This is a genomic window from Rhizobium phaseoli, assembly GCF_003985125.1.
Classification (GTDB): Bacteria; Pseudomonadota; Alphaproteobacteria; order Rhizobiales; family Rhizobiaceae; genus Rhizobium; species Rhizobium phaseoli.
Window position 1 is genome coordinate 125,081 of the sequence record NZ_ML133576.1, and the last position, 19,761, is coordinate 144,841.

23 protein-coding genes are annotated in these 19,761 nt (G+C 61.3%); 13 read left to right on the top strand and 10 right to left on the bottom strand.

Annotation, left to right across the window (positions count from 1 at the left end; all coding sequences use genetic code 11):
• Nucleotides 1-522 precede the first annotated feature (522 nt).
• The gene (locus EFD56_RS20155; protein ID WP_164736844.1) at nt 523-966 is read left to right on the top strand and encodes a GFA family protein; all 444 of its coding nucleotides are present in this window, start codon (nt 523-525) and stop codon (nt 964-966) included.
• A 499-nt stretch (nt 967-1,465) separates the two neighbouring features.
• Here EFD56_RS20155 and EFD56_RS20160 read toward each other — a convergent pair whose 3' ends face one another.
• The 3 genes from EFD56_RS20160 to EFD56_RS20170 all read right to left on the bottom strand — a co-directional run bounded on the left by EFD56_RS20160 (nt 1,466) and on the right by EFD56_RS20170 (nt 4,112).
• Nucleotides 1,466-2,050 (bottom strand): phosphotransferase-like protein, encoded by a 585-nt coding sequence (locus EFD56_RS20160; RefSeq protein ID WP_206513420.1) that lies wholly within the window; start codon nt 2,048-2,050, stop codon nt 1,466-1,468.
• Nucleotides 2,051-2,152: 102 nt separating this feature from the next.
• On the bottom strand, nt 2,153-3,091 hold the full coding sequence (locus EFD56_RS20165) for a diacylglycerol kinase catalytic domain-containing protein (RefSeq protein ID WP_064826311.1): 939 nt from the start codon (nt 3,089-3,091) through the stop codon (nt 2,153-2,155).
• Nucleotides 3,078-4,112: an SPFH domain-containing protein gene (locus EFD56_RS20170; protein WP_126906058.1), complete on the bottom strand. Its 1,035-nt coding sequence runs from the start codon at nt 4,110-4,112 to the stop codon at nt 3,078-3,080. Before EFD56_RS20170 ends, EFD56_RS20165 begins: the two co-directional genes overlap by 14 nt.
• 128 nt (nt 4,113-4,240) lie before the next feature.
• On the opposite strand from EFD56_RS20170, the gene EFD56_RS20175 reads away from it, so the two are divergent.
• The 7 genes from EFD56_RS20175 to EFD56_RS20205 all read left to right on the top strand — a co-directional run bounded on the left by EFD56_RS20175 (nt 4,241) and on the right by EFD56_RS20205 (nt 11,608).
• The gene (locus EFD56_RS20175) at nt 4,241-4,936 is read left to right on the top strand and encodes an NUDIX hydrolase (RefSeq protein ID WP_126906059.1); all 696 of its coding nucleotides are present in this window, start codon (nt 4,241-4,243) and stop codon (nt 4,934-4,936) included.
• A 152-nt stretch (nt 4,937-5,088) separates the two neighbouring features.
• A complete protein-coding gene (locus tag EFD56_RS20180) occupies nt 5,089-5,409 on the top strand; it encodes a hypothetical protein (protein WP_126906060.1) in 321 nt (106 codons plus the stop codon).
• A gap of 226 nt (nt 5,410-5,635) precedes the next feature.
• Nucleotides 5,636-6,640, top strand: a complete 1,005-nt coding sequence (locus EFD56_RS20185; RefSeq protein WP_126906061.1) for a LacI family DNA-binding transcriptional regulator — start codon at nt 5,636-5,638, stop codon at nt 6,638-6,640.
• A gap of 37 nt (nt 6,641-6,677) precedes the next feature.
• Entirely contained in the window at nt 6,678-7,970 is a 1,293-nt protein-coding gene (locus EFD56_RS20190) for an ABC transporter substrate-binding protein (RefSeq protein ID WP_126906062.1), read from the top strand.
• A 90-nt stretch (nt 7,971-8,060) separates the two neighbouring features.
• Nucleotides 8,061-8,999, top strand: a complete 939-nt coding sequence (locus EFD56_RS20195; protein ID WP_016735384.1) for a carbohydrate ABC transporter permease — start codon at nt 8,061-8,063, stop codon at nt 8,997-8,999.
• Complete coding sequence (locus EFD56_RS20200) at nt 8,992-9,885, top strand: carbohydrate ABC transporter permease (RefSeq protein ID WP_037139061.1); 894 nt, start codon at nt 8,992-8,994, stop codon at nt 9,883-9,885. Before EFD56_RS20195 ends, EFD56_RS20200 begins: the two co-directional genes overlap by 8 nt.
• A 4-nt stretch (nt 9,886-9,889) precedes the next feature.
• On the top strand, nt 9,890-11,608 hold the full coding sequence (locus EFD56_RS20205; RefSeq protein WP_126906063.1) for a GH32 C-terminal domain-containing protein: 1,719 nt from the start codon (nt 9,890-9,892) through the stop codon (nt 11,606-11,608).
• Nucleotides 11,609-11,671: 63 nt separating this feature from the next.
• Here EFD56_RS20205 and EFD56_RS20210 read toward each other — a convergent pair whose 3' ends face one another.
• A complete protein-coding gene (locus EFD56_RS20210) occupies nt 11,672-12,175 on the bottom strand; it encodes a YciE/YciF ferroxidase family protein (RefSeq protein WP_010007583.1) in 504 nt (167 codons plus the stop codon).
• A gap of 276 nt (nt 12,176-12,451) precedes the next feature.
• Here EFD56_RS20210 and EFD56_RS20215 point away from each other — a divergent pair, with 276 nt between their 5' ends.
• Nucleotides 12,452-12,979 (top strand): sigma-70 family RNA polymerase sigma factor, encoded by a 528-nt coding sequence (locus tag EFD56_RS20215; RefSeq protein WP_004671163.1) that lies wholly within the window; start codon nt 12,452-12,454, stop codon nt 12,977-12,979.
• Between the two features lie 125 nt (nt 12,980-13,104).
• Complete coding sequence (locus EFD56_RS20220) at nt 13,105-14,442, top strand: cytochrome P450 (RefSeq protein ID WP_126906064.1); 1,338 nt, start codon at nt 13,105-13,107, stop codon at nt 14,440-14,442.
• Between the two features lie 23 nt (nt 14,443-14,465).
• On the opposite strand, the gene EFD56_RS32685 is transcribed toward EFD56_RS20220, so the two are convergent.
• From EFD56_RS32685 to EFD56_RS20230, 4 genes are all read right to left on the bottom strand, one after another.
• Complete coding sequence (locus EFD56_RS32685; RefSeq protein WP_164736845.1) at nt 14,466-14,636, bottom strand: hypothetical protein; 171 nt, start codon at nt 14,634-14,636, stop codon at nt 14,466-14,468.
• On the bottom strand, nt 14,636-14,788 hold the full coding sequence (locus EFD56_RS32690) for a hypothetical protein (protein ID WP_004671170.1): 153 nt from the start codon (nt 14,786-14,788) through the stop codon (nt 14,636-14,638). Before EFD56_RS32690 ends, EFD56_RS32685 begins: the two co-directional genes overlap by 1 nt.
• A gap of 68 nt (nt 14,789-14,856) precedes the next feature.
• Nucleotides 14,857-15,501 (bottom strand): NrsF family protein, encoded by a 645-nt coding sequence (locus tag EFD56_RS20225; protein WP_085744410.1) that lies wholly within the window; start codon nt 15,499-15,501, stop codon nt 14,857-14,859.
• Complete coding sequence (locus EFD56_RS20230; protein WP_037139068.1) at nt 15,498-16,046, bottom strand: sigma-70 family RNA polymerase sigma factor; 549 nt, start codon at nt 16,044-16,046, stop codon at nt 15,498-15,500. The genes EFD56_RS20225 and EFD56_RS20230 overlap by 4 nt, the downstream gene beginning before the upstream one ends.
• Before the next feature lie 183 nt (nt 16,047-16,229).
• On the opposite strand from EFD56_RS20230, the gene EFD56_RS20235 reads away from it, so the two are divergent.
• The 3 genes from EFD56_RS20235 to EFD56_RS20245 all read left to right on the top strand — a co-directional run bounded on the left by EFD56_RS20235 (nt 16,230) and on the right by EFD56_RS20245 (nt 18,189).
• A complete protein-coding gene (locus tag EFD56_RS20235; protein ID WP_126906065.1) occupies nt 16,230-16,493 on the top strand; it encodes a pentapeptide MXKDX repeat protein in 264 nt (87 codons plus the stop codon).
• Between the two features lie 80 nt (nt 16,494-16,573).
• Nucleotides 16,574-17,413, top strand: a complete 840-nt coding sequence (locus tag EFD56_RS20240) for a cytochrome b/b6 domain-containing protein (RefSeq protein WP_037139073.1) — start codon at nt 16,574-16,576, stop codon at nt 17,411-17,413.
• On the top strand, nt 17,413-18,189 hold the full coding sequence (locus EFD56_RS20245) for a molybdopterin-binding protein (RefSeq protein ID WP_164736846.1): 777 nt from the start codon (nt 17,413-17,415) through the stop codon (nt 18,187-18,189). The genes EFD56_RS20240 and EFD56_RS20245 overlap by 1 nt, the downstream gene beginning before the upstream one ends.
• A 28-nt stretch (nt 18,190-18,217) precedes the next feature.
• Here EFD56_RS20245 and EFD56_RS20255 read toward each other — a convergent pair whose 3' ends face one another.
• Complete coding sequence (locus EFD56_RS20255; RefSeq protein WP_126906066.1) at nt 18,218-18,979, bottom strand: Crp/Fnr family transcriptional regulator; 762 nt, start codon at nt 18,977-18,979, stop codon at nt 18,218-18,220.
• Between the two features lie 127 nt (nt 18,980-19,106).
• Complete coding sequence (locus tag EFD56_RS20260; protein ID WP_004671185.1) at nt 19,107-19,619, bottom strand: YciE/YciF ferroxidase family protein; 513 nt, start codon at nt 19,617-19,619, stop codon at nt 19,107-19,109.
• Nucleotides 19,620-19,761: the final 142 nt, after the last annotated feature.

Genomic DNA, 19,761 nt, shown 5'->3' on the forward strand with positions numbered 1-19,761 from the left:
CTAGCCTTCAAATCCGCCACCCTCAAGGGCCGCGCTTCGCCGGTCTATGCTTATTCACGATGTCTATCACATGACGGATTCAACTAGCGACCGAGCTTCGTTGTCCACGGACAACGATCATATATTCACGCGGGTCACCCGAGACCTGACGGCATTTGCCGCACGCAGCCCGCCTCTCGCCCGCATTTACATCTGCGCAATATCGACGCAACCGCCCGGCTTGAATTTGCCGCATTGGGTCACTAACTCATGATGAGCTGAAGCGCTGCACCCTCCTAAGCGGCTTCGGCCCGACGGGCAGCACTTCTCCTCCCAGGCTGTCGGTCACTATCGAAGCCCGGCGCATCTCCCCCCCCCGCGCCGGGCTTCTGCCCTCCCGAAAAATGCCGACACCTCCTCCTCATCCTTCGAGGCACTTCAAGCTGAGGCTCTCATCGTCGCTCCGTTCCTTACCCCCGCATCTCTCATCGAATGCTCCTCGGACATTCGACAGGACCAACAGCAAAGCAAGCGAGATTGGACATGGAAAGACTTGCACAATGCCACTGCGGATCGCTCCGCGCGAAGACCTCAGGCGACCCGCTGATGGTGAGCCTATGCCACTGCCGTGATTGCCAGCGCCGAACGGGCGCCGTGGCGGGCAGCGGCGCGATCTTCGAGAAATCCGAGGTGACGATTGAGGGAGAGCGGAAGGTTTTCGTGCGCGACGCGGCGCAGGGGCGCACCGTTCGGTTTCACTTCTGCCCGAATTGCGGGACGTCCTTATACTGGGAAGGCGACTTCAATCCGAACCTCTGCGTCGTCGCCGTCGGCGCCTTTGCGGACCCGACGTTTCCTGCGGCCTCGGTGTCCGTCTTCGAACAGTCCAAGCACGAGTGGCTCCATCTGCCTGACGACATCGAGCACGCACAGCGCGGATTGGTTTCGCCGGCCGCTACCGTAGATGACCAGCCGTGGGGCAATTGAACGCTGATCGAAGGGGCGCCTTGCCCGGGTTTGACCGCACTGTTCCGATCTAGGTGCACCCGCCTCGCCCTTCGAGGCTCCAGCCTTCGTCTTCCGCGCCTCAGGATGAGGCTCTCTTGAGCGCTTGCGGGATCTTGGAACTACTTGAGTGTTGGCGGCCCCGTGAAGGCTTCTCGTCAGCGCCGGCGCGGCATCCTCCGACGCTCATCATCCTGAGGCGCGCAGCCCAAAGGGCGAAGCCTCGAAGGACCCGCCGCAACGTTGCTTCTTGCATGAACGAAGATCGGCACACCCGCCCCGAGATTTAAGGTTCCAGCCCTCGGCAGAGATTTCACGCATCCCTCCATGCGGACACGATGTAGCGGAAATGATTCATAGTATTACTTCCATAAGGCAATACGGCGCAGAGAAATCAATGCGTTATGTTCCAGATTTTTCTCTCGACAGTGAAAAGCCGAGCCAACCGAGTGCCAACTGTGGTGCGACAACAGCACCTCCTCTAAGGCGGGCCAAAATCGCCGGCGGCAACGCTCAAAACGTGATGCTGGATTGCTGCTGCGCTGGCCTCTGCGGTTTTGGCAGTCACGTCCAAGTCCAGGGTAAACCGATGTTTGGGATCGAGCACGCGCGCTTGCCTGCATTTCTCTCTGGAGGCTTGCGCGTCAATTGACTTCAGCCGGTCGCGACGCGCCGGCGTCGAAACACGGCGCGCCAATTCCTCCTCGTCGCAAAGCAATCTAATCGGAACCAGCAATGCCTCGCACCGTCGGGCCGCGTCGGAGATCTGCTGATACGTGCGGGCGCTACGCTCGTCGCCGTCGATACAGGCATGGGTGAAAATGAAGTTCGACGGGGGAGGGCAGTATGCGACAATCGCATCCAGCACCGCTTGCCGCACTCTGCCGGTGTATTCCCAGATTCCTTTCGGAAGCGGTGTCGCGCCATCGTCATCGAGCAGGCGGAGTATCGGATTATTGAACCAATGATTATCGATGATCTTTGCGGGAAAGACAGAACTCAGTTCGGTCGCGATCGTCAGCTTTCCGACGCCGGGGAAACCCATCAGCAAAACGAAAACGCTCATGGCAGTGTCAGCTTTCCAATTTCCCGCTGAGATATGCTCAGAATAGGGGATATCGCGGAGGTCGCAATGGCCGTAATCGCCCTGCATCGGATCCCCCGCCGCTCAAACCACCAGCAACCCCTGCCTTTCCGCGACGGTTACCACCGCCCGTGTCCCGGCGTTGAACTCCAGAAAATCCGCCTCGATGCCGTCGCTGAAGATCACGCCGTGTTCCGGCATTTCCGAGACGATGGTCAGCGGATGGGTATTGGAGACGAGGCCGGCAACGATGCTGGCGCCGGTGGTGCGACTCGGGAAGGGTTCGCGAACGAAATAGCGCAGGTAATCGGCGTCCCAGGCAAACGACATATCGATCGTCCTGTCGCTGGGTTCGAGGCCGAGGGCGCTTGCGGCTCCGAGCCAGCCGGAATAGAGGCTCTTCAGCCAGCCGGTCGAGCCCATGCCTGTCGAGACGATGATGCCGCTGGAGGACTGGCGCTCCTCGCGCTCCTCGGCCTTCAGGAGATAACGGGCCGAGACATGGCTTTGCGGGCCGATGAAGAGATCGTTGACCGCGTGGATGACGGCGCCGGTATTCAGCGTCGCCTTGGCCATGCTGACGCGCTTGATCGGCCGCTTGTTCCTGAGCGCCTCGCCGATCACCTTCTGAAGGCTCTTCGGATTGAAGGGAAGCAGCAGGCCGTCCCAGCGCTTGGGATCGGGATTGACGCCAAGCACCGGCTGACCGTCGAGATATTTCAGCGTATTGGCGACCAGCCCGTCCTGGCCGAGCACGACGACGACATCGTCGGGGCCGAAGACGAAGTTCGGGAGGTAGCGGCGGTCGAGTCGCTGCACGCGGGCGACCGCGCGCAGGCTGGCCTCGACCTCGGCGATCGCCGTTTCATAGCGCTTCTTCTCGGCGAGGTAATCGCTGAAATCGGCGCCGAGATGTTCGACATAGAATTGCGCCTGCTGCACCGTGTTGAACCGGGCGATGAGTTCGTCGAGGCGGGTCGGGCGGACGACCAGGATGATCTTGCGTTCGTCAGAGGCCGGCACGGTCCTTGCCCTCCTGCGGCTGCAATATCTCGCGCAGAAGATCGGGCGAAACGTTGAGCTGGCCGATCTTCGTGGCATTGTCGGCAAGGTCGCGGAAGGCGAGCGCCATCAGCTGGCCGGGCTTCATGCCGACCGAGGCGAGCGCCTGCAGCACTTTCGGATCGGCCTGCTCGAAGGATTTCATCATCGCCGTCAGCGCATAGGCCTGCGCGTCGGCCTCGGCCTTGGCGTTGGTCGCGGCAAGCGTCACCAGATCGCGGTTCTGCTCCTCCAGCGCGATTTTGCCGGCCATCTCCTCCCGCCGGATCTGCAGCTGCCGTTCCTGCACGGCGCGCTCGGCTTCCATCTGCGCCTCGCGCACCTGGCGCCTCTTGTTCTCCAGCATGATCTCAGTGGCGATCTCGTTTTCCTTGATCGTCCGCTCCTGCTCGATCGCGGCATTGCGCCTGCTGTAGATGGCCTCGTCGGCCTGGCGGAGCAGGGCCTCGCGGGCCTGCGCTTCCAGCGCCTTTGATGTCTCGGCCTTCGGCATGACGGCGAGCAGCGACAGGCCGAGGATTTCGAGGCCGAGCGCTTCGATCGTCGGGTGTACCCTGAGCGCTTCCGCCACGCCGGCGACGAGCGCCTCGCCGGAAGCGAGAACTTCCTTCAGCGACAGCATCTGCACCTCGGCGCGCATCGCCACCTGCACCCGGTCGATCACCCGGGTCGAAAGCTTCTGCGGATCTTCCGAGACATAACGGCCCTTGCGGTCGAGCGTGAAGTTCAAGAGTGCTGCCGTGCGGCGCGGCTCGGCGATGCGGTAGGTGATCTGCCCCTGCACGGTCACTTCCTGGAAGTCCGACGTCACCAGCGGAAAGATGAAGGGGTCGTTGACGCTCGCCGTCGGCACCAGGACCAGCGAGCTCGATGGCGCGAAATGCCAGAAGGCCAGGCCCGCACCTTCGCGGACGGCGGTGCCGTTTTGATATTGGATGACGTATTGCGTAGGTTCCGTCTTGATGAAGCGCAGTCCGAACATGACCGTTTCCTTGTTCCTGGCACGAGCCCCCTGCTCGTGTCGAAATGGAGAAAACATGACTTAGTGATAAATGTCAACTAACTTAGTTGAAGATTTACACTAAGACTTTCGCATGCTATGTTCGCATTATGACAACGCACGACAATGACGCCTTCAAACCGATCGCGACGGTCGATCTCGCGATCTTCTCGCTGTCGCCGGACGGCCTCTCCGTGCTTCTCGTGCGGCGGGCGAACGCGCCCTTTTCCGGCGAATGGGCCTTGCCCGGCGGCTGGATCCATATCAATGAAGACGCCGATCTCGAGGCTGCGGCGCGGCGCGTGCTGAAGGAAAAGACCGGGGTCGAAACACCCTATCTCGAACAGCTGCAAACCAGGGGCAGCCGCGGCCGCGACCCGAGGGGCTGGAGCATCAGCATCGTCTATATCGCACTGCTTTCGGCCGATGACGTCGCCGAACGGCAGGATGAGATGGCCGGGGAGGCGGAATGGCGGCTAATCGAGGGGGAGGGCGTCGGCTTGTCGCTTGCCTTCGACCATCTATCGCTCTTGAAGGAGGCGCTCGGCCGCATCCGCAGCAAGGTCGAATATTCGAGCCTGCCCGGCCACTTGCTGCCGGCCCGCTTCACATTGAGCGAGCTGCAATCGGTCTATGAGCACCTGCTCGGCCGGAAGCTCGACAAGTCGGCCTTTCGAAAGCGCGTCGCCGAAGCCGATTTCCTGGAACGGATCGAGGGCGAAATGCGCCGGGCGAGCAACCGGCCTGCCCAGGTCTTCCGATTGAAGGACACCCGGTCGCTGGCGCTCTTCGACCGGACGATCTGACACACCCGATCAGACGTTTGTCGCTGCTGCATCTTCCGGTCGAAGGCTCCGGACCTACCGCCTATTTTGTCAACGGCGGTGGCGGAACAATGACCTGCCGTCGTTGTTGTGGATAGGCCAAGAAGGCAAAGTTCCCCAAGGAGGAAATCGCAATGCATATGAAACTCGTAGCAGCCTCGCTTTTTGCTCTGGGCATGGCCACGCCCGCTTTCGCCCAATCCAACCCGGCGCCGGCCGGGGCCACCATCGACAAGAACCAGGCCGATCAGGGTGGTGGCGCGACCAGCGACACGAAGGCCAAAAAGCCGATGGCAACCGACACCACCACGACCGGTTCCACGACCGGCGGCACGATGAAAATGGACAAGACCAAGTGCCCCAACCCGGTCGATAACTCGGCAAACCTCCAGACGCAGGGCGGCACGAGCAACGCCACGCCGATGGACGAAGCCTGCGCTGCACACAACAATTGAGGAAACCCTAAGGGAAAAACCCCGCTTCGGCGGGGTTTTTACGCGTGTGTACCGCGCTTTCCGAAACTCTCACTTTCGAACATCGCAAGAATTCTGGTTGAATTGACCAGAGCGCTCGGTCAAAGCTCCGGGAACAGGCATTTTGCGTTCAGCAACGCCATCCCAACTTGACTCCCGGCAAAACGATCGGTATCTAATTGGGTAATCGATAACCCAAAGAGATCCCGTGACCGCCTCACTCAGCGACATAGCCATCCGCGCAGGTGTCTCCGTCAAGACGGTGTCTGGCGCACTGCATGGCGGCTCGGCGCGCATGTCGGAGGAAACCCGGCAACGGATCAAGGAAATTGCTGAGGAGCTCGGTTATGTCACCAACTTCGCCGCGCGCAGCATGCGGCAGGGCTGGATGCCGCTCGTCGGCCTTGTCGCCGACGACCTGATCACCTCGCCTTTTGCGACCGAGATCATCAGGGGCCTCGATGGCGCCGTGCGCGCCGCCGACATGGCTGTCTTTGCCATGACGCTTGGCGGCCACAGGAGCATCGCCTCGATCCTCGACGAAATGCGACGTTTTCGCCCGCGGGCGATCGCCTATGCCGCGATGTATCACAAGAGTGTCGACCTGCCGCGCGAATTTGCCGATGTCGTCGGCGTCATGATCAATTGCCGGGATGCCAACGACCGCGTCACCTCGCTGGTGCCCGATGAAACGGGGGCGGCGCTGGAGATTACCAACTATCTCATCGATGCCGGCCGCCGCAACATCGCCTTCATCAATCTGCCGGGGCTGCTCGCCGGCGAACTCCGGGAACTCGGTTTCCGGCGGGCGCTCGATCAAGCCGGCATCGACGGAGCCGGCGCCATCGTCCTGCCCGCCGTCAGCAAGGCGATCTACAGCGACCGGGCGCACAGCCTCGTGGCCACGCATGTGCAAGCGCTCATGAACGGTCCTCGGCGCCCCGATGCCATCCTGTGCGGCAATGACCGCGTGGCCATGGAGGTCTATGCCGCGCTGCGCCGCGAAGGGGCGGCCATTCCCGACGACGTTGCCGTTGCGAGTTTCGACAACCAGGTCGAGATCGCCTCGCGGCTCGACCCGCCGCTGACCACGATGGCGCTTCCCCATCGCGCCATGGGCCGCCAGGCCGCGCAAATCCTGCTTGCCGAAGACCGGGCTCCGGTCGGGGTGCAGAAACTGCCGTTCCAGCTGGTGGAACGGGCATCGGTATAAATTGAAATAGGTACATTCAAATGGAGGAGGAATTCTAATGGGTAAACGTTTACTTTGGTCTCTGGTCCTGTCCTCGGCACTATCCGGCATGGGCGCTCAGGCCGCGGAGAAAACCGTCATCCAGGTCATGCATCAGGGCGATCCCGGTTTTGTCGCCGCCTATGGCAAGGTCGCCGAGCGCTTCGAGGCCGCCAACCCCGATGTCGACGTCCAGTTCATCTACGCGCCGCACGATGCCTATAACGAGAAGTTCAGTGCCGCCGTCATGGCCAAGCAGCTGCCCGACGTGATGGAGCTCGATGCGCCGTTCCTCGCCAATTACGTCTGGTCGGGCTATCTTCAGCCCATCAAGCCGCTGATCGACAAGGATGTCCTTGAAGACATGACGGAGTCCAACATCGCCCAGGGCACATACCCGATCGACAAGGACCTCTATGCGATCGGCCTGACCGACTCCTCGGTCGTTCTTTACGGCAACAAGAAATATCTGGAAGCGATCGGCGCCCGCATCCCGAAATCCGTCGACGATGCCTGGACCCGGGAGGAGTTCGAAACCTATCTCGAGAAGCTGTCGAAACTCGACGGCGTGAAGTGGCCGATCGACACCTTCCGCGGCTACGGCATCAAGACCGAATGGATCACCTATGCCTATGGCCCGATCCTGCAATCGGCCGGCTGCGATCTCATCGACCGCAAGGCCTGGAAATCCGAGGGTACGCTCGATAGCGACGCCTGCGTCGATGCGCTGGCGATGATGCAGGAATGGGTCAAGAACGGCTGGGTCGTGCCGCAATCGGCCGGGACCAACCAGTTCTTCGCCGAAGGCAATCCGGCAGCACTGGCGCTTGGCGGACACTGGGTCTATGCCGAGGCCGCCGCGGCCATGAAGGACAACATCGTCGTGCTTCCGCTTCCGAAGTTCGGCGCCAAGGGCGCGAGCCCCGACGGCACCTGGATATGGGCGGTCACCAAGACGTCGGCCCATCCCGATATATCAGGCAAGTTCGTCAGCTTCCTGCTGAAGGACAAGGAGTTCCGCACTTACGTCGCCAGCCAGTCCGGCTATCCCGGCCTGAAGAGCTTCGCTGCCGAATCTCCGCTCTATGCCCCTGGTGGCCCGATGGCGATCGCCTTCGAGCAGGCATCGAAGACAGCCGTCGCCCGCCCGCCGCATCCTGCCTATCCGACCATCACCTCCGCCTTCATGCAGGCCGTCGACGAGGCCTTCAATGGCGGCGATCCGAAGGAGGCGCTGGCGTCCGCCGCCAAGAAGATCGACCAGGATATCGAGGACAACGACGGCTATCCGCCATTCGGCGACGAGCAATAGGCATCATCGCCGCCAGGTCGCGGCCCGGCGATGTCTCCAGCAGATATCGCCGGGCGGGACCGGCAGTCAGGTTGGGAAAGGAGGAGCCATATGGTCCTGCAGCAATCGACATCTTCGACCGTCGTTCGAAAGGCCTCGGCGCGCCGCCATGACAGGGGACGGCTGATGCAGGAAGCCGCCATGCTGGCGCCGGCCGTCATCCTGTTGACCCTCTTTCTGATCGTGCCGTTCCTTCTGTCCTTCTGGACGGCGATGACCAACCAGCCGCTGGTGCCGCGGCCGACGCCCGTCCGGTTCGTCTGGTTCAACAATTTCATCCGTATCTTCCAGGACGATCTCTTCTGGACGGCCCTTTGGAACGTCTCGCGCTTCACCTTCTGGATCATCCCGGCACAATGCGGCCTCGCCTTCGCGACGGCGCTGCTGCTTCACCAGAAGCTGCCGTTCCGCAATCTGTTGCGCGGCATGTTCTTCCTGCCGGCGATCACCTCGATGGTCGTCGTCTGCGTCATCTGGGGCACGCTGTTCCAGTATCCGACGGGCCCCTTCAACCAGATCCTCGGCTTCCTCTCCGGCGGCGCGATCCAGCCGATCGATTGGCTCGGCGATCCGCAATGGGCGATGTTTTCGCTCGTCCTGCTCTCGGCCTGGCAGGCCTACGGCTTCCAGATGATCGTCTATCTCGCCGGCCTTCAGGGCATTCCCGATGAACTCTACGATGCCGCCAAGATCGACGGCGCCAATGCTTTCCGCCGCTTCTGGCATGTGACCATGCCCGGCCTCAGGCCGACCCATGTCTTCGTTCTCGTGATCACCACCATCCAGGCCTTCAAGCTCTATACCCAGGTCGCCATTCTCACCCAGGGCGGGCCGAAGAGCAGCACCGAAACGGTGGTGCACTACATGGTTCGGGCCGGCTTCGAAGAGCAGAAGATGGGTTATGCCTCCGCCGTCTCGGTCATCCTGTTCGTGATCGTTCTCGTCATCGCGCTGATCCAGCGCCAGCTCCTGAGGCGCTTCGATGTCTGATCTCGCTCTCTCGATCCCTGAGGCCCGCGCCGCACGGCCCCGCTCAGCCACCAGGATTCTGCGCACCGTGCAGACCGTCAGCATCTTCATCATCGCATTGGTGATCGTCTCGCCTTTGCTGCTGCTGGTCGTCGCGAGCCTCAAGGACGACCGGTTCCAGATTCTCGCCGACATGGGCAGCTTCCGGGCCTTCTGGGTGTCGAACCCGACGCTTTCCAACTATGCCGAAGTCGGCCACCTCTCGGGCGAACTCGCCTTCGGGCGTTACCTCATCAACTCGCTGATCATCCTGATCACCACGGTCTGCTCCGGCCTGATCGTCAATTCGATGGCCGGCTTCGTTCTCGCCTGGGGATCGCACAAGGGCCGCGCCGTCATTCTGTCCATCGTGATTGCGCTCTATGTGATCCCGCAGGAAAGCATCATCATGCCGCTGGTGATCATGGTCTCCAGAGCGGGTATGTCCGATACCTTCGCGGTGCAGATCGTGCCCTGGATCGCCAGCCCGCTTTACATCTTCCTGTTCTACCAGTTCTTCGCGCAGCTGCCGAAGGAGTTGCTGGAGGCGGCAGAGATCGACGGCGCCTCCTTTTTCCGGGCCTATCGCTCGATCTTCCTGCCGCTCAGCCTGCCGGCGCTCGCTACCGTCTCGATCCTCATGGGCATCGAGACCTGGAACCAGTATCTCTGGCCGATCCTCGTCACGCAGACCGATTATGCCCGGCCGATCGCGGTGGCCATCGCCACTTTCTTCGGGCAGGACAGCATCTACTGGGATCGGGCGATGGCGGCCTCCGTTTTGATGATGATCCCGATTCTGGGGCTCTACCTCGCATTCCAGCGCTGGTTCGTGAGCTCCTTTATCGGCTCTGCCGTGAAAGGTTGAATTGATGACAAGCCAAGCGATTTCTCCGTCCGATGACGCGGGGCGGGAGACGATCAGCGCCGTCCTGCCCGCCGGGTCCACGATCCATGCCTGGATCAAGGCGTCGCATGGCGGCGCCGCAGGAAGGCTGAGCGTCTGCGTCGGCGGCGAGCTGTTCGCTGCCATCGACGTGTCGAATTCCGATGAATTCCAATTCCGGCGGCTGACGCTGGAAAGAGGCGGGGAGACCGCTTTCGCCTATGATCCCGTCACGACCGAACTCTCGGTCCTCTATGCTTTTGCCCAATCCCATGTGCTGGAAGACGGCATCCGGCTGCTTCACACCGGGCCTGCCAACGCCGCACCCGAGATTTCCGGCGGCTACCACTTCCGTCCGCCATTCGGCTGGATGAACGATCCCAACGGGTTTGGTCGTTTCGACGGCAGGCTGCACCTCTTCTACCAGCATTATCCGCACAGCCTTCGCTGGAACAACATGCACTGGGGCCATGCGATCTCGGACGACTACCTTCGCTGGAAACATCTGCCGGTGTTTCTTCCTCCGTCGGACGAGGTTGCCGCACGGGCCGATGGGCGCGGCGGCGCATTTTCCGGCTCGGCGATCGCGCTCCCCGGCGAGGAAGCCGGCATTCGCATCTTCTTCACCGAGCACGTGAAGGATCGCAAACCGGAAGAGCAAGTTCAGCTTACCGCCGCCAGCCGCGACCTGGTGGCCGCCGAGCCGGCCAAGCTGATCCTGCCGGCGCGCCCCGCGGGCCTCGATCTGACGACCGATTTCCGCGATCCCTATGTCTTTAAGGGACCGGACGAGAAGTGGAAGATGCTGCTTGGGACCCGCGACCGTGAGGGCGGCGTCATTCTGCTCTATGAGACGGATGACCCGGCCGCGGCGGCGGGATGGACCTTCCTCGGCATGCTTCACCGCGAAAACCGCTTCGGGATGACCGCAGCGGAGTGCCCCTGCATGGTGCCGCTCGACGGTGCCGCGAAGGATCCTTCGACGCGCTGGGCCCTGATCTTCGGCCTGCTGACCAGCCGCGACCCGGTGACCGGCCGGCGCAACATGACGCTTGCCACCGTCGGCCGGTTCGATGGCCAGCGGTTTCTGGTGGAATTCGAACAGGAACTGGATTTCGCTACCGATGCCTATGCTTTCCAGGCCTTCGTCGACGATGCCGGCCCGATCGGCATTGCTTGGCTTGCGAACTGGACGGATATATCAAGAGAACTCGACATGCCGACGGCGATGACCCTGCCGCGCCGGCTGGCTTTGCAAGGCGGTGCGCTGATCACGCCGCCGGTCTCAGCCGTCGAAAGCCTGCGGCAGCGCCGGCTGGATGCCGTAAGTCTTCTCGTTGGCGAGACCGTCGATCTCGCCAACGGCTCCGTCGAAATCCTGCTCACCCTCGGACAAGCCGGCAACGCTTTCCGCCTCGATCTCGAACATCCCGATGCGACGATCGCGGTTCAGTTGAACGACGAGGGGCTGAGCATTCCCTTCTCGGTGGCGAATGCCAAGGCATCGCCCCGCTATATCGCCGCCGGTGCACGCCCGTCGACCATCCGGATCTTTCTCGATGCGGGCTCGATCGAAGTCTTCGCCGACGATGGCCGCTGGACGGGAACCAAACGGCTGCCCGGCTTCAAGGGGGTGAGCTCGGCGCGTCTGATCGCAGACGAGGGAAATGTAATCGCGGCCGAAATCTGGCAGCTCGGTCTTTGATCTCGGCATGAGCCGGTGCAAAGCACGGCCGCCGGGAAGGCGGCCGTTGCTGAATGGACGAGCTCAGGCCGCCTTGCCTTTGCCTTTCACATTGGCCGAAGACTCGGCGATCCGTGAGAGCTTCTTGTCGGTTGCTTCTTCTTCGGCGAGCGTCGCCTGCAGCAGCGGCACGGCATCCCTGAGACCAAGCTGCTTTGCCCATGCGATCAGCGTCCCATAGCGGGCGATTTCATAATGCTCGACGGCCTGCGCCGATGAGATCAGGCCGGCATCGAGCGCGGGCGTGCCCTTGAACTCATCCATGATTTCTTCGGCCTCGGCGATGATGCCCTGAATGGCTTCGCAGGTCTTGCCGCGGGCCGGCTTGCCGATCATTTCGAAAACCTGTTCGAGACGCTCAACCTGGGCCTGGGTCTCGTCGCGATGCTGCAGAAACCCTGCCTTGCCCTCTTCCGATTGCGCGGCACGGGCCATCTTCGGCAAAGCCTTCAGGATCTGCTTTTCCGCATAGTAGATGTCCTTGAGAGTATCGAGAAACAGATCATTCAAAGTCTTCTCGGTTGCCATGTTGGTCCTCCTATGGCGTGCATGACGACAAACAACTCTCGCATCGGTCGGATGTTCCGATTGGAGATATGACGCCTCCGCGGCCGGAGGCGTCATCTCTATCCGGCCAAGGAAGAGGCCGGCCCGACAGCATCGGGCGGCGATGACCGAACGATTGCAAGAGGTGGTGGTTCCATTCGGCCGGCGGGAGTTGCCCGCCGCCCTCGGCGTCTGTCCGGTATCGTACGGCAACGAATAGGCAGTCAGCGACTTTCCTTCACATTCCGGGAGAAAAAAATGACTTCCTTGTCCCCAGGACGCTCCGCGTCGCAATGTAAAGAAAAGTCCGCAATCGAGCTGGAGATCGTCGAACTGACACCGGCATTGCGCGCCTTTGCCCGACGGTTTCTGCGTAGCGAGGACGACATCGATGATCTTGTGCAGGAAACATTGCTCAAAGCACTGAACTCGCTCCATCTCTATCAGCCCGGCACCTCACTTAAATCCTGGCTTTTCACCATTCTCCGAAATACGTTCTGCACTAATTATCGCCGCAAGAAGCGCGAGCCGTCGGGAATGGACGCCGCGATGGAGCAGGTCGCAATTGCGCCGACCCAGGAGTGGGTGCTGCGGGAACATGAGCTTCAGCGGGCGTTGACGCTTCTATCCGAGGACCGGCGTCGCGCGCTGACATTGGTAGCCGCCGGAACGAGCTATGAAGATGCCGCCAGAATGTGCGGGTGCCGGATCGGCACCTTGAAAAGCCGTGTCAGTCGTGCCCGCGAATCCCTGGTGGCGATGCTCGGAAACAACTTGGTCGACTGAGCGCTGTTTCGCCGGCTTTGGCCTGTGAGGCGGAACAAAACGGCCGTGGTGCTGGTTCCAACCCAGCCGATAGGATCACTTCAGACCATCCGCTGCGGAGGGCCTGCTGCCGCCGATTGAATACCATGAACGCACGAAGCCACGCCATCTTTCCCAGAGTGAACCGCGCCGGGTGGATCGATACGCTTCGGGTGATGACGAGGGTCATAGTCCCGACGGTTGCCAAGGGCACCATCATCCGCCGCCAGACAATGGAGCGTCTGGCGGAGCGGCAGAGCCTTCATATAAGGGCTGTGAAAGAGATGCAGCGGCTGAAGGACAAATACGGTCCGTCACCTCTTCTGCTGCCTATCCCATTCCGACCACAGCTCCTCATCCTGGATCCGGCAGACCTTGCCACCGTGCTCCGATCCTCGCCCGAGCCTTTCGCCGCGGCAACTGCGGAAAAGCATGCGGCCCTTGCGCACTTCGAACCGGAAAATGTCCTGATTTCATCGACCGCTCGGCGGGCCGAGCTTCGGCCGGCGCATGAACACGCTCTGGCGACCGCAGACCGGCTCCATCCATATTCGATTCATTTCAAGCGTATCGTCGACACCGAATTCCTGCAACTAATCAGCGGCATCGGATCCAACCGGCCGAATGAGCTCGACTGGCTGGGTTTTTCGCAAGCTTGGTTGCGAGTGGTCCGGCGAGTTGTCCTTGGCGAGCGCGCGCGCAACGACGTGACCTTGACCGAAACCTTAAACGAACTGCGAGAACGGGCAAACTGGCCGTTTACCGCTCGGGTCGACCGGCGCAAGCTTGCGTTATTCCATCAGCAACTCGCTGGCTATCTTGGCGAGCCAGACAAGCACAGCCTGGTCGGCCGTCTTCCGACAAGCGACCAGATCGCTTGGGAAGACCAGGTGGCTCAGTGGCTGTTCGCCTTCGATGCTGCCGGCACTGCCGTCATGAGGACGCTGGCCCTGCTCGCCAGCCATGCGAGCTATTGGGCCCCAGCCGTGGAAGAGGCGATGGGCGGGCATCTTGATCGTCCGTTTACGCGCAGTTGCCTGCTCGAGGCCTTGCGGCTCTGGCCGACTACGCCCGCCATCCTCAGGCAAGTGACCACAGAGATCAGATCCGCCGACAGGATCGTCCCGAGCGGCGCGGGCGTCGTCATCTTTGCCCCCTTCTTCCATAGAAACCCCGCGCTTCTCTATGCCAATCGGATGGAACCGAGCATCTGGGGAGAGAATGATGCTTTGCCGGACGCCGGGCTCGTGCCCTTCAGCGCCGGTCCCGTCATTTGCCCAGCACATAATCTCGTGCCGACGATCGCAAGCCTTGCTGTGGGCACGGTGTTATCGGAGAGCGATCTTGCGCTGATCGACCCCGTGTTGCCCGTGGACAACCTGCCCGGCACGCTCGATCACTTCGCCATCCGGCTCCGGCTGAGCGCGCGCCGCAGAGAGAAATAGAGGCGGCACATTACCGCGACCGCTCACATCCTCTGCATCACAGCGTAGACGAGGATCGAGACGTAGAGCAGAAAAGCGATGGCGATCGTTGTGGCGAACAGGGCGACGGCCAACCATAAGGCTTTCAGCCCGTTCCGCTGCTGCTCGGCGCTCAGCCCATCCACCGGGGCCGGGTCGTCTTTGGGCCGTTTCATCACGGCTTGGCTTCCCTCGAAAACTGTGTGCCGTGATCGCTTATGCCGTTAGCGTTCCAGGAAAGTGTGGCGCCGAGCACGATCAGTAGTCCGACCAAAACGATAGCCCCGATATAGATTGCGAAAGCGCGACGATCCGATTCGTGGTTCATCTTCCTCTCCTTCGGCTCTCGAACCAGCCGAAAGGCGGAATGTTCCAGTCAACAGGGTGACAAGGGCTTCACCAGCGGAGCAGGCGAGGCCCGGTAAGGGCGCCGAGAACGCCCGTGATCAGGATACCGAGCGTGTACCAGATCAGCACGAAAGGCATGCCGTTTTCGGTGCAGAACCAGGAATAAACCCAGGCGCCGGCCGCTCCCGCGGCAATGCCGGCGACGAAGCCCGTCAACTGCAGATCCGAGGGCGCTGCCCGCCGTAGTGCCCAGACAATACCGGCATAAACGGGTAGCGCGAAACCGAAGATCAAGAGCGGGCAGTGGAGCGCCGAGGAGCCGAGAATCAGGACCGGATAGGTTTCAACCGGAGCCATCATGAGCTGGGTGGCTGCGACCGCCGCCATGGCAGCGAAGATCAAGGCAAGCAAACCAAAAAAGCCGCCCTCGGAACCATCAGGGCGGGAAAGCCGATAAACGGCGACGATGCCCGCCATGGCAATGAGGGCATTGTAGGCCGACTTGATCCAGAAAACCGGCAGCATCAACACGTCGGGCATATCGATCCTGAGGCCGAGACCGATCAGCATCAGCAGCAGGGAGACCGAGAGGGCAGGGACTATGCCGAGCGCGAAGCGGCGCCGCAGTGCTTGGCGCGGGACGGCCTTCAGATCGCTTGCCAAGCGTTCGATGATGTCATCCGTCTTTGTCACGATACGCCTCGCAATCTCTCCCCGAGCGCCTTCAGCGCACGATGGATACCGACTTTCACCGCCGATTCAGACTGGCCTGTGCGGGTTGCGGTATCGGCGACCGACTGGCCCTCAAGCTTCACCTGCCGGATCAGTTCCTGCTGCCGCGGCGGCAGCCCGTCAAGCAATCGCTCGACATCCATGCGGGCCGTCAGCGTATCCTCGCTGAACCCGCTCTCGATCTCCTCGCCAAGTTCGGTCTCAGCCAGCCTGCGTCCGCCGCGGCCGCGATGATGGTCGATCAGCTTGTAGCGGGCGATCGAGAAGAACCAGGCGGTGAACGGTCTTTCACGGTCATATGTGGACCGACGGGAATGCAGCGCCAGCAATGTCTCCTGGACCAGGTCTTCCATATCCGCTTTCGTCGCCGCCGCCATTCTGCGGCCGTAATAGCCGACAAGCAACACGCGCAAGGCGGTCAGCAAACGCCGATAGGCTGCCTCGTCCCCATCGAGGGACAGAAGCATCAATGCTTTCAGGGCTTCTTCCGAATGGGCGGTTGTCATGCTGTCACGGAATTCATTCGCAGAAACGGCCAACCGGTTACAGGAAAGATCAAAACAATTTTGTCATCACAGCTCTATCACATGCGCGTGAGCCTGTAACGCATGCCGACACTCCCTCGAATAACCGGATGTGAGCCATCGGCAAGTCGCCGGTGGACACGAAAATCCTTTCAGGAGAGTTCCATGACCAAGCTTTTTCCCCGTTTCGCAGCTTGCACCTTCATCCTCGGTCTTTCGCTTGCCGGCGCCGCCTCGGCGGAGGACGCCATGAAGTCCGGCACGATGAAGAAGGACACGATGAAAAAGGATGCGATGCAAAGCAGCGCGATGTCGAAGGATGCGATGAAGATGTCGGGCACCAAGACCGACTGCATGCATAAGGCCGGCATGGAAAAGGACGCGATGAAAAAGGCCGACATGATGAAGAGCTGCGACGCGATGAAATAGCAATCTGCGCGGCCGCTGAAACTCTATCCGCTGCGGCCGCGTCTCCTCCTCTCGAAACGTCCGACCTTCGGAGAACGATCATGGCGACGATCGATGCCGGCGCGAAAACCGGCCGCATGCTTATATACCGCCACAGCCTTGTCGTGCGCCTGTCGCATTGGGTGAACGTGCTTTGCCTCACCGTGCTGCTGTTCAGCGGCTTGCAGATATTCAACGCGCATCCGGCGCTCTATTGGGGCCAGTACGGCGCCGACAACGACCCCTCCTTCATCGCGATGGAAGCCGTCGAAGATGGTGCCCGGGTGAAGGGGCTGACGCATATCGGCTCGTTTACTTTCAACACGACGGGCTTTCTTGGCCTCTCAACGGCTGAAGGCGAGGCGACGGCTAGAGGTTTTCCAAGCTGGTTGACGCTTCCGAGCTATCAGGATCTGTCGAGCGGTCGGCGCTGGCATTTCTTCTTTGCCTGGCTCTTCGTCGTCAACGGCCTTGCCTACCTGGCCTATGGGCTGATCAGCCGGCATTTCCGGCGGGATCTGGCGCCCGCCCGCAGTGAACTGGCGCTTACCCATCTCGGCCAAGAGGTCGTCAACCACGCCCGGTTGCGCTTTCCGAAGGGGCCCGAGGCACGGCACTACAACACGCTGCAGAAATTGACCTATCTCGTGGTGATCTTCCTGTTGTTGCCGCTGATGATTGCGACAGGTCTCACCATGTCGCCGGGGTTTAATGCCGTTGCGCCCTGGCTGCTCGATGTCTTCGGCGGACGGCAATCGGCCCGCACCTTGCACTTCCTCACGGCTTTCTCGCTCGTCGCCTTCGTCATCGTGCATATCGTCATGGTGGTCCTGTCGGGTGTGTTCAACAATCTGCGTTCGATGATCACCGGCTACTACGCCATCGAACAGGGAGAGAAATGATGAGCCGTCTGATCACCCGCCGCCGCTTCCTGGTCGGCTCGGCCCTCACCGCCTCTGCAATGGGTCTCAGCGGCTGCGACGCTTTGGTCGAAAGCGACCGGACGAAATCGGTGCTGAAGATCGCCGAGCGCTTCAGCATGAAAACGCAGCGCTTCCTGCTTGGTGACGCCGCGCTCGCCCGTGAGTTCACCGAGGCCGATCTGTCGCCGATTTTCCGCTCGAACGGCACCAGCATGCCCGATAACCCGCAATATCTCGACTGGATGAGCCGGCAGTTCTCGACCTGGAGGCTCGACGTCGGCGGGCTTGTCGAAAAGCCGTCGCAGCTCTCGCTCGCGCAGCTGAAGGCGATGCCGTCGCGCACGCAGATCACCCGGCACGATTGCGTCGAAGGCTGGAGCGCGATCGGCAAATGGACGGGCCTGCCGCTTGGCGCCCTGCTGCAGTCGGTCGGGCTGAAGCCGGAGGCGCGCTACATCGTGTTCCATTGCGCCGACGAATACGAAAAGACGCTTGATGGCAGCGGTTGGTACTATGAGAGCGTCGATCTCGTTGACGCCTTCCATCCGCAGACGATCCTTGCCTATTCGATGAATGGCCGCGACCTGGAAGTGGCGCATGGAGCGCCGCTGCGGCTGAGGGTCGAGCGGCAGCTCGGATACAAGCAGGCGAAATATCTGACCCGCATCGAGGCCGTCGCCGATCTCGGTCAGCTTTACGGCGGCAATGGCGGATTCTGGGAAGATCGCGGCTACGAATGGTATGCGGGAATATAAGTCATCGACAGAGCTTCGACCCGCTTGCTCAGACGGGGCGCGGGATAGGTACGTCGATAAGGCCGCGCTTCGGTTTTCTGAGAGGCCCGATCAGCCGCTCATATTCGTCCTCCGCCTTGCCATAGGCGTCGGCGGCGAAGTCCTCCAGGCCGGCGCGATTCCTGACGATCACCATGCCTCGGACGGAGCGGATGAACCGATAACCTTCGAGCAGATGCAGGGCGGTGGTGACACTCGGCCGCCGCGCCGCCAGCATCAAGGCGATGAACTCATGCGTCAGCGCGAGTTCGTTGCCGTCGATCCTGTCGTGGCACATCAATATCCAGCGGGCCAACCGCTCATCGATCTCATGGACGGCGTTGGAGAGTGCGGTGAAGCCGGCCTGCGTTGCCAGAACATGAGCGGCCTTGTGGAGGAGGGCGGCGAAGAACGGCTGCGTTTCCATCAGATCCAGCAATGCGCTTTGCCTCAGGCGATATGCGAAACCCGGCACCTGGACGGCGACCTGAGGGACGCTGATGCTTGCACCAATTGCCGCCGCCACCGGTGCAAAGCCGTCGCGGCCGAACAGCCCCGCTTCGACGCGATTGCCCTCAGGCGAGATATTGATGACCGAGCCTACGCCCGAGCATGGGAAATAGGCATGCTCGATCGCGGCGTCTGCCGGGACGATAACGTAACCGCGGGGTGTGGCGCAGGGTTCGAGATGGGCGGCAACCGCTTCATACTCCGCTTTCGGCAAGAGGCCGAGCAAGCAATTCTCTCTAGGCTGCATCGTCGTTTCTGCCATATCGCCCTCCTACGAGTGCGGGATCTGCAGGCAGCGTGGCGCCGTCATTGGCCGATTTCGTCATTTCAACTTGCTTGAGCGTGATTGGTTCCGCTCTGGCGACCGGTGAGCCGCTGACGGCCAAGACCTACACTTTGGCCGTTTCACCCGACTGGCGCAGCGACAGGAACTTTGTCGTGAGGGCGACCAGATTGCCATTGATCCATTCCGCCATCGCCAGCTCCTCGCTCAAATTTGCCTGAAGACCCGTCGTCGCCGTCCCGTATCCGCCCGCCTCGGCAATCGCCAACAACGATTTATAAGCGGCAGCTTCGTAATTCTCGAAGGCGAAATTGGCAAAGGCATTCTTCAGAATTTCGTCGCCGGCAACCGCATGGCCGAGCGCAGCCGCGGACCCGGTGAAGGAAAGCACCATATCCTTCAGGGTCGACTTGTCCTCGTCCAATCCATCGAGGATCTCTTCCAGCCGCACGATCTGCCCGTCGGTTTCGCGAATATGCCGATCGAGCTTTTCAGCGACTTCAGGATAGTTCTCGATCCGTTTCAATTGCGGTTTCATGATGCTTAGCGCCTGGTTTTCCATGGCGTGCGCATTTCTCAAGCCTGCGACGAAAACATCGCGAATTTCGCTCTCTGCCATATCAGTGCTCCTTTTTCGCGCCGGTCTAACTGCAGGGGCTGCTCCTGGTTCCGAAGAAGATTCAAGCGCCGGATGCCATCAACGTCCGGAACCGTCCCCGCATCCGATTGTTGGGTTGCGTTCGCAATCGCGACGTCGGTGG